The organism is Novosphingobium capsulatum NBRC 12533 (assembly GCF_001598375.1).
Taxonomy (GTDB): domain Bacteria; phylum Pseudomonadota; class Alphaproteobacteria; order Sphingomonadales; family Sphingomonadaceae; genus Novosphingobium; species Novosphingobium capsulatum.
Genome location: NZ_BCYV01000008.1, coordinates 164,123 through 176,576, shown reverse-complemented (window position 1 = coordinate 176,576; position 12,454 = coordinate 164,123). Strand labels below are relative to the sequence as shown.

The window sequence follows — 12,454 nt, the reverse complement described above, 5'->3', positions numbered from 1 at the left end:
TTGGGTCACGGCATGGATTCTCCGCGCGATGCTTCCAGCACCGCGTACCATTCGCCGCGCGTCCATTCGACCTTGAAGGCGTCGCGCAGCGCGGCAATGCGGGCGGGTTGCTGCGAACCGACGATGGGCACGATCCGCGCCGGATGCGCCATGATCCAGCTCAATGCCGCCGCGCTGGCGTCGGTGCCATAGGCCGCGCCCTGCTTGGCCAGCAATGCGCCCACCGGATGATTGGCATCGGTCAGCCTGCCGCCGCCCAGCGGCGACCAGGCCAGCACGGCCATCTCGCGTTCCATCGCCTGGTCCAGCGTGCCATCGTACAGCGGCGCAAACCGCGCGGCGGAATACTCCGGCTGGGTCGACACCAGCGGGAAGGGCAGGAAGGCCTGCAATGCCGCAACCTCGGCCGGGCTGTAGTTCGACACGCCCACGTGCTTGACCTTGCCTGCCTCGACCATCTCGACCAGCGCGTCGGCCACTTCGCGCGGATGGGTGAGGAAGTCGCGCCGGTGGATCTGGTAAAGGTCAACGCTGGGCAGCCCAAGCCGCGCCAGCGAGGCATCGATCGCGCTGCGCAGATAGGCGAGCGTCGAATCATAGGGCTTGCCCAGCCAGATGCCGCCCTTGGTGGCGATGACCATGCGCTCGCGCCAATGCGGATTGGCTGCGAGCGCCTTGCCGAACAGGCCTTCGGCCCCGCCAAAGCCCACCGGCGCATCGCAACCATAGATATCGGCGGTATCGAACAGGGTTACGCCCGCATCCAGCGCGGCTTCCACGCGATCGGCAATGGCGCCCAGATCATCGTTGCCGTCGGGGCTGGCCAGCCGCCACATGCCCCAGGCAATCGGGAAAACGGCAAGTCCGCTCTTGCCGAGCGCGACGGGTTCGGTCTTTAGGCTGAGGTTCGTCATGGAGAGCGCCATGGCACAAGGAGCTTGGTGATGGTAGAGAAACTGCGTTACGGCTTGGTTGGCACCGGCATGATGGGGGTGGAGCATATCCACAATATCAAGCTGTTGCCCGATGCCGAAATCGTCGCCATCGCTGATCCCGAAGCAACCTCGATCGACTGGGCGCGGGCCGCGCTGGGCGATGCGGGCCAGGATGTGGCCGTGCATGCTGATGCCGCCAGCCTGGTAGCCGCGGGCGGAATCGATGCCGTGGTCGTGGCGTCGCCCAATTTTACCCATCGCGCCGTTTTGGAGCCGCTGCTGGCCAGCGACGTAGCGATCCTGTGTGAAAAGCCGCTGTGCACCACCATGGCCGATGCGCGCTGGGTGGTGGAGCAGGCCGCCGCGCGCCGCGCGCCGTTCTGGACCGGCATGGAATACCGCTTCATGCCGCCCGCTGCCGCGTTCATCGATGCCATCCACGCCGGCCAGGTGGGCGCGCTGCAGATGCTCTCGATTCGCGAGCACCGCTTCCCGTTCCTGGTCAAGGTGCGCGACTGGAACCGCTTTTCGGCCAAGACCGGCGGCACCATGGTCGAAAAATGCTGCCACTTCTTCGATCTGATGCGGCTGATCACGCAGAGCGAGCCGGTGCGGGTCTATTGCTCGGGCGCCATGGACGTGAACCACGTGGACGAGCGCTATGAGGGTGCACGGCCTGATATCATTGATAACAGCTTTACCACGGTGGACTTTGCCAACGGCACCCGCGCGATGCTCGATCTGTGCATGTTTGCCGAAGGCGCCGAACACCAGGAAGAAATGAGCGCGACGGGCGACAAGGGCCGGCTGGATGTGTTGATCCCGCCCGGAGACCTGGTGTGGTCTCCGCGCGTGCCCTGGCCGGGGCCAAAGGCGGTGGAACGCCGGCACGTGGCGGTGGATGAAACCGCACTGGCGGCCGGATCACACCACGGATCGACCTATTACCAGCACGCGGCGTTTGCGCGCGCGGTGCGGGGTGAAGGAGATGTGTTGGTGACGGCCCATGACGGGCTCATGGCCGTGGCCATCGGCACGGCGGCCGAGATCAGCGCGCGTGAGCACCGCGCGGTGGACATGGCGGAAGTGCTGGGTTGATGGGCCCAGCAGTGAGGGCGTGAAGGAAAACAACCCAGGCCGGGCGGCGGACACTCTGCCGCCCGGCACTGGTTGGTGGATCAGTTGGCGGCGCCGCGGCGCATGTGCTTGCCGCCATAGCGCTGACCAAGATAGGCAGAAAGACGGCGCAGGTAGCTGACAGCCTCAGTCGCGCTGCCATTGTTGCACGGCAAAGGATTGCGGCTGGTGCCGGTGGCACGACGCTCCACCTTTTCGCACAGCAGCTCGATATCGCTGCGGCTCAGCAGATTCTTTTCCCGCATCAGACACAGCAGCGATTCGAGGATGATCAGGCTTTCATCGCCCGCATCGGTTACGCCGTCACGCATGCCTTCGTTCATCGCCAGACCTCTTCCGCATATATGTTATGCAACAGATACTATTCTGGTCTGGCGCTTTGGCAAGCGATTCAATCGAGGCCGCCTCCCAAGGTGCGATAGAGCGTCACCAGGTTGTTGGCCCGGGCCAGGCGCGTGGTCACCAACTGCTGCTGCGCGGCATAGGCGCTACGCTGCGAATCAAGGGCGGTGAGGAACGATTCCACCCCGGCGCGGAACCGCGCGTCAGACAGCATCGCCGCCTGCTGGGCGGCCTGAACCCGGGCGGTTTGCGCCGCCATCTGTTCGTCGATCGTGCCGCGCTGGGCCAGCGCATCGGAAACCTCGCGGAATGCGGTCTGGATGGTTTTCTGATAGGTCGCCACCGCCGCATCGCGTGATGCCTTGGCATAATCGAGATTGGCCTGGTTCTGCCCGAAATTGAACAGCGGCAGGCTGGCTGAGGGCGAGACGGTGTAGGTTCCCGTTCCCGACGAGAACAGGTTGCTCAGCGTCGAACTGATCGTGCCGATCGTGGCGGTAAGCGATATGCGCGGGAAGAACGCGGCCCGCGCCGCGCCGATATTGGCGTTCTGCGCGATTAACTGGTGCTCGGCCTGGAGCACGTCGGGCCGGCGCAGCAGCACGTCGGAACCAAGATTGCCCGGAAGAGCATCGATCGTTGCCGGTTCGGTTCCCAGCCCCTGCGGTTGCAACTCGGTGGGCACAGGCGCACCGGTCAGCAGCTGCAGCGCGTTGAGATCCTGCGCCACCTGGGTTTGCAGCACGGCAATGTCATTGCGCGCCGATTGATAGCTGGTTTCCGCCTGCTGCATTTCCAGGGCAGAGGTCACGCCAATGCGGAACTGCGCCTTGGTCAGGTCCAGGCTTTGCGCGTAGGCCTTGAGCGTGCGTTCGGACGTGGCCAGCTGATCGCGATCCGCGCCCAGCGTCAGCCAGGCCGCGGCGATTTCACCGATCAGGGTGACGCGCGTGGCGCGCCGCCCTTCCTCGCTGGCCAGGTACTGCTCCTGCGCTGCCTTGGAAAGGTTGCGCAGGCGCCCGAACAGGTCGATCTCGAACGAAGACAGCCCGACGTTGCCAGTGAAATACTGGATGTCGGCCGGGCCCGCGCTGGCCGCGCCACCAGCGCTGGCGGCAAAGGACGCGGTGTTAGTATAAGTGCCCGATCCGCTGGCGCTGATCGCCGGGAACAGGTTGGCGCGTTGCGAGCGATATTGCGCGCGCGCCGCCTGCACATTGGCCACGGCCAGGCGCAGGTCCTGGTTGTTGGCCAGGCCCAGCTCGATCACCTGGCGCAGGCGATCGTCGCGAAAGAATTCGCGCCAGCCGATCCGGGCCAGGTCTTGCGTCTGGGCAGCGTCAGCCGCCGGATAGACGCCTTGGCCCTGGGGCAGGGCCGGCGGCACGGCTGGCGCCGGCCGGGCATAGCGCGGCGCCAGGTTGCAGCCCGACAAGAGCAGGGCAGGCAGCACGGCCGCGAGCACGGTTTGGGATTTGGTCACGACAGTCAGACTCCCTGGGGCGCGGACGCGCCCTCGTCGTCTTGGGTATGGGTTTGATCGGCCTGCTTGCGCCGCGTGAAGAGGTTGAAGACCACCACGAAGAACATCGGCACAAGGAAGATCGCCAGCACCGTTGCGGAGAGCATCCCGCCCACGACGGCACGACCGATGGCATTCTGGCCGCCAGCACCAGCCCCGGTCGCCACTGCCAGGGGCAGCACGCCGAAGATGAAGGCAAGGCTGGTCATCAGGATCGGTCGCAGGCGCAGCCGGGCGGCACTGATCGCCGCGTCGAACGCGCCCATGCCGTCGCGCATGCGCTCTTCGGCAAATTCCACGATCAGGATCGCGTTCTTGGCCGACACCCCGATGGTGGTGATCAGGCCCACCTGAAGGTAGATATCGTTGTTGAGCCCCGTCAGCGTGGCTGCCAGCACCGCGCCGATCACGCCAAGCGGCACAACCATGATGACGGACAGCGGAACCGACCAGCTTTCATACAGCGCGGCAAGGCACAGGAACACGATCAGCAGCGACAGGCCATAAAGCGCCGGCGCCTGCCCACCCGAAAGCCGTTCTTCATAGGAAAGACCGGTCCATTCCAGCGCGGTGCCGGGGGGCAGCTTGGCGTGGATCGCCTCCATCGCGGCCATGGCGCTTCCGGTGGCGACGCCCGGTGCCGGTGCGCCGAGAATTTCCATCGAGGGCAGGCCGTTGTAGCGGGTGAGCTGCACCGGCCCCTTTTCCCACGAGATCGTGGAAAAGGCGCTGAAGGGCGTCATGCTGCCGTTGCTGGATCGCACGAACAGCTTGTCCATGTCTTCGGGCGCCATGCGATAGGGCGCATCGGCCTGGACGTAGACCCGCTTTACACGGCCACGATCGACGAAGTCGTTGACGTAGCTGCCGCCCCACGCCGTGGCGATCGTGCTGTTGATCGTGGACAGATCAAGGCCGAGCGCACCCGCCTTTTCCTGGTCCACCGTCACCTTGAGCTGCGGCGCATCGTCGAGCGAGTTGGGGCGTACGCCGACCATGCTCTTGTCCTGCATGGCCATGCCCAACATCATGTTGCGAATTTGCAGCAGCCGGGCATGCCCCAGTCCGGCCTGGTCCACCAACTGCAGGTCGAACCCGGTGGCATTGCCCAGTTCCTGCACGGCGGGCGGGGTGATCGCGAAGATCAGCCCGTCGCGATAGGCGGCAAACGCGCCCATGGCGCGCCCGGCGATCGACTGCGCCGCGTTGGCCTTGCCAGAGCGTTCGCTCCACGGCTTGAGCGGCACGAACGCCAGGCCGCTGTTCTGGCCCGATCCCGCGAAACTGAAACCGTTCACCGTGAACACGCCGGCAATGTTGGCGCTTTCCTGCTTGGTGAAGTGGTCACGGATCACGGTGAGGCCCTTTTCCGTGCGCGCGGCGGTAGAGCCGGCTGGGCCTTGGACCAGAGCGATGACCATGCCCTGGTCTTCATCGGGAAGGAACCCGCCGGGCAGCCGCACGAACAATAGCGCCAACCCGCCCACGATCAGGGCATAGACCACCATCGAACGTTTCCAGTTGCGCGCGGTGGAGCGCACGCTGCGTTCATAGCGTTCTTGGCCGGCATCGAATTTTTCGTTGAACCAGCGGAAGAAACGGGCCAGCGGCCCATTGCTTTCCTGCTCATTGGGCTTGTGCGGCTTGAGAATGGCGGCGCACAGCGCGGGCGTCAGCACCAAGGCGACGAGCACGGAAAGCGCCATGGCCGACACGATCGTGATCGAGAACTGGCGATAGATCACCCCGGTCGATCCGCCGAAGAACGCCATCGGCAGGAACACGGCCGCCAGCACCATGGCGATGCCGATCAGCGCGCCGGAAATCTCGTTCATCGATTTGCGCGCGGCGTCGATCGGACTGAGGTGCTCGGTCACGATCAGGCGCTCGACGTTTTCGACCACCACGATCGCGTCGTCGACCAAGAGGCCGATGGCCAGGACCATCCCGAACAGCGTGAGCGTGTTGATCGAATAGCCCGCTGCCGCCATGACGGCAAAGGTGCCCAGCAGAACGACCGGAACGGCGATCGTGGGGATCAGCGTGGCGCGCCAGTTCTGCAGGAACAGGAACATCACGAGGAATACCAGCACCACGGCCTCGACCAGGGTGTGCACGACCTGCTCCACCGAAAGGCGGACGAACGGCGTGGTATCGTAGGGATAGATGACCTTGATGTCAGACGGGAACTGCGTGGAAAGCTCGTTCACGCGGGCCTTGATGGCGTCAACGGTGTCCAGCGCGTTGGCGCCAGGCGCCAGCTTGATCCCAAGACCAGCGGCAGGCTTGCCATTCCACTTGGATTCAAAGCCGTAGTTTTCCGCGCCAACCTCGACGCGGGCAACGTCGCCCAGGCGAACCACGGCGCCGTCGCTGCCGATCTTGAGGCGGATCTTGGAGAATTCCTCTGGCGTGGACAGGCGTGATTGCACCGCCACGGTCGCGTTGAGCATCTGCGTGCCCGGTGCGGGCAGGGCGCCGATCTGGCCGGCCGAAACCTGGGCGTTCTGCGCTTTCAGCGCGGCCGTGACATCTGCGACCGACAGGGCGTACTGGTTCAGCTTGAGCGGATCGAGCCAGACACGCATCGCGTATTGCGACCCGAAAATCTGCGTATCACCCACGCCCGAAACGCGCGACAGGGGATCCTGCAGCTTGGAAACAAGGGTGTCGGCCAAGTCCGCGCCGGAACGCTTGCCGCTCTCCGAATACAGGCCAACGAACATCAGGAAGTTCTGCGTCGCCTTGGCGACTTGCAGGCCCTGCTGCTGCACTTCCTGCGGCAGGAGCGGAGTGGCTGCCTGCAGCTTGTTCTGCACCTGCACCTGGGCGATATCAGGGTTGGTGCCTTGCTCGAACGTGAGGGTGATCGTCACCGTGCCCGCAGCGGAGGACGAGGACGAGAAATACCGCAGGTGATCCAGCCCCTTCATCTGCTGTTCGATGATCTGGGTGGTGGTCTTCTCCAGGGTTTCGGCGTCAGCCCCGGGATAGGTGGCGGTGATCGACACCGCCGGTGGGGCAATTGCCGGAAACTGCGAGATCGGCAGCGTGCGGATAGCCAGAACGCCGGCCAGCATCAGCACGATCGCGATGACCCATGCGAAGATGGGCCGGTCGATGAAAAAGCGTGACATGCGGGATTACTTTCCCTGTGCCTGGCTGGGTGCTGTGCCGGCCGGGGCGTTGGGGTTCCAGGGCTGCGGATTCACCGGCATCCCCGGCTGCAGCATCATACCACCTTCCACGATCACCTTGTCGCCGCTGCGCAGCCCGCCGGTAACGATCCACTTGTCACCCTGCGTGCCGCCGGTCTGCACCGGGCGCGCTTCCACCTTGTTCTGCGCGCCAACCACCATGACCACGGCATTGCCATGTTCATCGCGGGTCAACGCCTGTTGTGGCACCAGCATGGCATTCTGCACCGTGCCCTGCACCAGGCGGGCGCGAACGAACATGCCCGGCAGCAGCAGGCTGCGCGGATTGGGGAACACGGCGCGCAGCACCTGCGAACCGGTCGCCTGGTCCACGGTCACGTCGGTGAACAGGAGGTCGCCTTGCAGCGGATAGGTGCTGCCATCTTCCAGGATCAACTGGACCTTGGCCTTGCCGTCCTTGGTCAGCTTGCCGTCCATGATCTGGCGGCGCAGCTTGAGCAGGTCGGCGCTGGATTGGGGAATATCCACATAGACCGGATCGATGCGCTGGATCGTGGTGAGCGCGGTGGCCTGTGCGGCCGAAACCAGCCCGCCCGTGGTGGTGAGCGAGCGGCCGATGCGCCCGCTGATCGGCGCGGTGATGGTCGTGCGCGCCAGATCGATCTGCGCGGTCCGCAGGGCAGCTTCCTGTGCCGCCACATCGGCCCGGGCCTGTCCGGCGGTGCTCACCGCGTTGTCATAGTCTTGGCGGGCGATGGCGTTGATCTTGACCAATTCGCCATAGCGGCTCGCCTGGGCCTGGGTCGACGCGATCGCGGCGCGGGCCTTGGCCAGCGCTGCCCGCGCGCTCATCACCTGGGCCTGATAGGGCGCGGGATCGATGCGATAGAGCGGCTGGCCGGCGCGCACGAAATCACCCTCGGTGAACAGGCGCGACTGGATCAGGCCGTTGACCTGGGGCCGCACGTCCGAGGTTTCATAGGCCACCGTCCGGCCCGGAAATTCGGCCGTGATCGGCAGGGGCTGTTCCTGCACTGCCACCACCGAAACGGCAGGCGCAGCGCCGCCGCCTGGCCCGCCGGGACCGCCCGCGCCTGGGGGTTGCGATCCGCATGCCGCAAGGGCCAAAGCCAGCGCCGGGGTGACGCGTCGCAAAAATGTCATGCAAAATCCTGCCGATCAGTGTATGAGAGTGAACGATCACTCACAAATTTGCGCTACTGCGCCGGGGGGCCAGTGGTCAAGCAGGAAATTTTGGGTAGAGAGAGGCTATGACTACGGATCAGGCGCCAGTGTGCCTCAGGGCGGGGGGCAAGGCGGCACAGCGGCGGGAAAAGATTACTGCTGCTGCGCGTAAGCTATTTATAGAAAACGGTTTTCATGCAACCGGCGTGGCTCAGATTGCCAAGGAATCGGGCGTGGCCGTGGGCCAGCTCTATCGCGATTTCGCGTCCAAGGAAGCGATCATCGCCGAGATCGTGGCGTCTGACTCCGGCGAATTCTTGGAACGTGGTGATATCGTGCTGGGCGTTGCCCTGCGTGACGAATCGGCAGTGTGGCAATGGTTGCACGATTTCCTGATACCCGATCCCGATTGTCCCAACGTGCTGATCGCGGAAATCGTGGCCGAGTCTGCCCGCAATCGCAAGGTGGCCGAAATCTTCAAGCGCTGCCACAACACCGTGCACGCCGGCCTGCTCCGCGCGATCGAAGTGCTCTTGCCTGGCGATGACGTGGCATCGGCCCGTGTCTGTATGGCCGACATGCTGCTGATGCTGTCGCTGGGTCTGATGCAGCACGATCTCATCCGGGGCGAGGCCGAGGCGCGGCGCATGGCCGAGATGGCCTTTGCCTCTTTCCGGACGCAGATCCTTGCGCTGCGCGGTGCAGACCGGGCGCCCGCTGCCGTGGCCGGCGTGGCCTGCCGGCCAAGCGCCGCACGGAATACCGAGCTCGCCTGATCGGGGAATTGCAACCGATTGCATAGCCTGCCGCGCCGTGCCACGCTGTGTTTCATGGCGAGCGCTGTGCAATCGGCAAGATCCGGCGCTGGCACGTTCCTGTCGTTGCCTTGGCGGAGACCGCGCGCATGATATCGTTGCATCACCATCTCCGGGCTCTTGCCATCACGCTGGCAGCGGGAACGGTGATTTGCACGCTGGCCTTTGTCCCTGCCGTCGCGGCGCGCCCGGCAACCGATGTTCAGACTGTGTCTACGCCATGGTGGAAGCACGCGGTGATCTACGAGATCTATCCGCGCAGTTTCCAGGACAGCAACGGCGATGGCATCGGCGATCTCAAGGGCATTACCCAGCGCCTCGATTACCTGCAAAACCTGGGCGTCGATGCCATCTGGGTTACGCCGTTCTTTCCGTCGCCGAATGCCGATTTCGGCTATGACGTCGCCGATTACACCGGGGTCGCGCCGGAATACGGCACGATGGCCGATTGGGACGAATTGACCCGGCAGGCGCGCAAGCGCGGCATTCGCGTGCTGGTTGATTTCGTGCTCAATCACTCGTCGGATCAGCACCCGTGGTTCAAGGAAGCGCGCGCGTCGCGCACCAATCCCAAGCGCGATTGGTATGTGTGGCACGACCCTGCGCCCAATGGCGGGCCGCCCACCAACTGGGAATCGATCTTCGGCGGATCAACCTGGGAATATGACGCGGCGACGAAGCAGTATTATTATCATATCTTCCTCAAGCAGCAGCCGGATCTGAACTGGGCCAACCCCGGCCTGCAAAAGGCCATGCACGATGTCATGCGCTTCTGGCTGGCGCATGGGGCGAGCGGCTTCCGGCTCGATGCCACGCCGTACCTGTTTGAAGATCCAACCTGGCCCAACGATCCGGATGTGAAGGGCGGCCCATCAGTGGGGCTCAAGCCCTATAATTCCGGGCGGGAGGAAAGCCATGCCATCCTGCGCGAGATGCGCCGGATCGTGGATGCGGCGCCGGGGCAGGCGATCCTGCTGGGTGAATCCTCCACGCCAACGATCGATGACCTCGCCAAGGTCTATGGTTCCAAGGCGGACGAGATCAACCTGCCGATGAACTTCCTCTACGGCAATCTCACCCATCTCGACGCCAAGGTGTTCAAGCGCCAGCTGGACGATGCGCACAGCCGCCTGCGCGGCCAACCGCCGGTGTTCTTCTTTTCCAGCCACGATCATTCGCGCCAGTGGACTGCCTTTGGCGATGGGGTGCACGATGATGCGATCGCGCGGCTGACGGCTGCGATGACGCTGACCGCCGGCGGAACCGCGCTGATGTATTACGGGGAAGAGATCGGCATGGCCGATTTGACCGCGGCGGAACTCAAGGACGTGCCGCTCGGCCCCAAGCGCGTAGTAGCGGACAAGCGCGATCCCGAGCGCAGCCCGATGCAGTGGACAGGCACGGCTGGCGGCGGCTTCACGACCGGATCGCCCTGGTTGCCCGTGGCCCAGGCTGCTGCCACCACCAACGTGGCCGCCCAGTCGGCCGATCCGCATTCGATGCTGAATTGGTACCGGCAATTGCTCACCCTGCGCAGGGATCTGCCTGCCTTGCGCGAGGGCAGCTATGTTCCGCTCGAATCCGGTAACGCCGATGTCGTCGCTTTTGCCCGGCTCGATCGATCGGGCCAGGGCGTGCTGGTCTTGCTCAACATGAGCGCTGCCCAACAGCGCCTCGCCATTTCCGGGTGGGCAGGCGGCCACGTGCCCAGTGATGGGCGCGTGCTGCTGACGACCCAGCCCGACGCCAGCGCTGATCTTGCCAATCCAGTGCTGGCGCCCTTTGCCACCCGCCTGGTGGCGTTCCGCGTCAGATAGACGGACGCATCCGCTGCGTCAGGCGCGCAGAGCCAGGCTGATCCGGCACTGCACGCCGGCCGGCGCAAAGTACAGGTCCACGCGGTTGCCACCGGTGCGGGGCAGGGCGCGTTCGATCAGGGTGGTGCCAAAGCCCTTGCGGTCTGGCTGGCGCACGGCTGGGCCGCCGCTTTCATGCCACAACAGTTCGACCCGGTTTTCCGCCGGGATGGTTTGCCAGGTGAGAGACAGATTGCCGCTGTCGCATGACAGCGCGCCATACTTGATCGCGTTGGTCGCCAACTCGTGCAGGATCAGGGCCAGCCCCTGTGCGGCAGCGGGCGCGATTTCGGCGCTGGGGCCCTCCATGGTGATGCGGCCGAACAGATCGACATGCAGCTTCATCACCGCCATCACCGTGAGTGCCACGTCGGCCGGCGCCAAGTGCCCTTCGATCAGTGCCGGCTGCGTTACCGACAGCACGCTCAGCCGGGCCAGGATATCACGGCGTGCGGTGACCATGTCATGCGCATCGCGCAGCGTGGCGGAAACCACCGCCTGGGCCATGGCCAGCGTGTTCTTGATGCGGTGCACGCTTTCCCGCATGATTGTGGCCATGCGCTGTTCGGCGCGCTGCTGCTCGGTCACGTCCACGCCCTGCACGAAAACCCCGTGCACAGCGCCGGCGGCATCGCGCAGCGGCTGATAGGCGAAATCGAGATAGCGCTCTTCCGGCGGCAGGCCCGGCGCCAGTTGCAGCGAGACGAGCGCGCTGCGCCCGATATAGGGCTGCCCGGTGCGGTAAACACCGTCCACCAGGTCGACAAACCCCTGTTCCACCACTTCGGGCAAGGCCTCGCGCAGCGGGAGGCCCAACAGCGGTCGATGCCCGATCAACTGGTTGTAGGCAGCGTTGGCGATTTCGAACACGTGGTCCGGCCCGCGCAGGATGGCGATGAAGCCTGGCGATTGATCGAACAGGTCGCGCATCCGCTCGATTTCGGCCTGCACCTTGTTGGCGCGCATCAGGATGCCTGCCTCGAGGATGGCGGCCCGGCCGGTATCGGCGGTTTGGGTCAGCAGCGCAGTGATGTCGGCGGTGTGCTGCAGGATGTAGCGCAACCTGCCGTCCGCGCTCATGATCGGTACGTGGGTCGCGCTCCAATAGCGCATTGTCGGCACTGTCCCCGGATCGCCCACGGCATAAGGGATGAAGGCAATGTGATCGGTTTCATGGGCGCGCTGTACGCGATGGAGCGACTTGCGCAGCAGGCGGTAGCTTTCGCTGTCCGGATCGGCCGGAAAAGCCTCGAACAATGGCAGGCCGACGAAGGTTTCGCGCGGGCGCCCCACGGCTGCGACATAAGCGTCGTTGCAACCCGCGATCGTCAGATCGGGTTGGAACAGCACATAGGCATTGGGTGCAGCGCCGATCAGCCCGCCCAGACGGCCATCGACGATAGTGATCTCGTCGATCGGTTCAAAGGCTGCGTCAGTTGGCGTGTGCGGGCGATCCATGCCGTTTCCTCAACATTGTGCACGGCGGTCCCGCAGCGATGAATCT

The 12,454-nt window shown here is 64.7% G+C and carries 9 protein-coding genes; 3 read left to right on the top strand and 6 right to left on the bottom strand.

Going from position 1 to position 12,454, the window contains the following annotated elements; genetic code table 11:
* Positions 1-5: 5 nt before the first annotated feature.
* Positions 6-914: an aldo/keto reductase gene (locus SCA01S_RS07740; RefSeq protein WP_062784786.1), complete on the bottom strand. Its 909-nt coding sequence runs from the start codon at positions 912-914 to the stop codon at positions 6-8.
* 30 nt (positions 915-944) lie between these two features.
* Between SCA01S_RS07740 and SCA01S_RS07735 the strand changes: the two genes are divergently transcribed.
* Positions 945-2,033, top strand: coding sequence for a Gfo/Idh/MocA family protein (locus SCA01S_RS07735; RefSeq protein ID WP_171795945.1), 1,089 nt, complete (start codon positions 945-947; stop codon positions 2,031-2,033).
* A gap of 80 nt (positions 2,034-2,113) precedes the next feature.
* On the opposite strand, the gene SCA01S_RS07730 is transcribed toward SCA01S_RS07735, so the two are convergent.
* From SCA01S_RS07730 to SCA01S_RS07715, 4 genes are all read right to left on the bottom strand, one after another.
* The gene (locus tag SCA01S_RS07730) at positions 2,114-2,395 is read right to left on the bottom strand and encodes a hypothetical protein (protein ID WP_231627583.1); all 282 of its coding nucleotides are present in this window, start codon (positions 2,393-2,395) and stop codon (positions 2,114-2,116) included.
* A 68-nt stretch (positions 2,396-2,463) separates the two neighbouring features.
* A complete protein-coding gene (locus SCA01S_RS07725; RefSeq protein WP_062784514.1) occupies positions 2,464-3,897 on the bottom strand; it encodes an efflux transporter outer membrane subunit in 1,434 nt (477 codons plus the stop codon).
* A gap of 5 nt (positions 3,898-3,902) precedes the next feature.
* On the bottom strand, positions 3,903-7,073 hold the full coding sequence (locus tag SCA01S_RS07720) for an efflux RND transporter permease subunit (RefSeq protein WP_022676747.1): 3,171 nt from the start codon (positions 7,071-7,073) through the stop codon (positions 3,903-3,905).
* A 6-nt stretch (positions 7,074-7,079) separates the two neighbouring features.
* Positions 7,080-8,258, bottom strand: coding sequence for an efflux RND transporter periplasmic adaptor subunit (locus SCA01S_RS07715; protein ID WP_062784512.1), 1,179 nt, complete (start codon positions 8,256-8,258; stop codon positions 7,080-7,082).
* 107 nt (positions 8,259-8,365) lie between these two features.
* Here SCA01S_RS07715 and SCA01S_RS07710 point away from each other — a divergent pair, with 107 nt between their 5' ends.
* Positions 8,366-9,055: a TetR/AcrR family transcriptional regulator gene (locus SCA01S_RS07710; protein ID WP_084390846.1), complete on the top strand. Its 690-nt coding sequence runs from the start codon at positions 8,366-8,368 to the stop codon at positions 9,053-9,055.
* Positions 9,056-9,183: 128 nt separating this feature from the next.
* The gene (locus tag SCA01S_RS07705; protein ID WP_157088891.1) at positions 9,184-10,911 is read left to right on the top strand and encodes an alpha-glucosidase; all 1,728 of its coding nucleotides are present in this window, start codon (positions 9,184-9,186) and stop codon (positions 10,909-10,911) included.
* 18 nt (positions 10,912-10,929) lie between these two features.
* Here the strand turns inward: SCA01S_RS07705 and SCA01S_RS07700 are convergent, their stop codons facing one another.
* Entirely contained in the window at positions 10,930-12,408 is a 1,479-nt protein-coding gene (locus SCA01S_RS07700; RefSeq protein ID WP_062784508.1) for a sensor histidine kinase, read from the bottom strand.
* Between the last annotated feature and the right edge of the window lie 46 nt (positions 12,409-12,454).

Bases quoted from the DNA above. Each gene is read 5' to 3' on its own strand.
- SCA01S_RS07740 (WP_062784786.1), bottom strand. From the start codon at position 914: ATGACGAACCTCAGCCTAAAGACCGAACCCGTCGCGCTCGGCAAGAGC.
- SCA01S_RS07735 (WP_171795945.1), top strand. From the start codon at position 945: ATGGTAGAGAAACTGCGTTACGGCTTGGTTGGCACCGGCATGATGGGG.
- SCA01S_RS07730 (WP_231627583.1), bottom strand. From the start codon at position 2,395: ATGAACGAAGGCATGCGTGACGGCGTAACCGATGCGGGCGATGAAAGC.
- SCA01S_RS07720 (WP_022676747.1), bottom strand. From the start codon at position 7,073: ATGTCACGCTTTTTCATCGACCGGCCCATCTTCGCATGGGTCATCGCG.
- SCA01S_RS07715 (WP_062784512.1), bottom strand. From the start codon at position 8,258: ATGACATTTTTGCGACGCGTCACCCCGGCGCTGGCTTTGGCCCTTGCG.
- SCA01S_RS07710 (WP_084390846.1), top strand. From the start codon at position 8,366: ATGACTACGGATCAGGCGCCAGTGTGCCTCAGGGCGGGGGGCAAGGCG.
- SCA01S_RS07705 (WP_157088891.1), top strand. From the start codon at position 9,184: ATGATATCGTTGCATCACCATCTCCGGGCTCTTGCCATCACGCTGGCA.
- SCA01S_RS07700 (WP_062784508.1), bottom strand. From the start codon at position 12,408: ATGGATCGCCCGCACACGCCAACTGACGCAGCCTTTGAACCGATCGAC.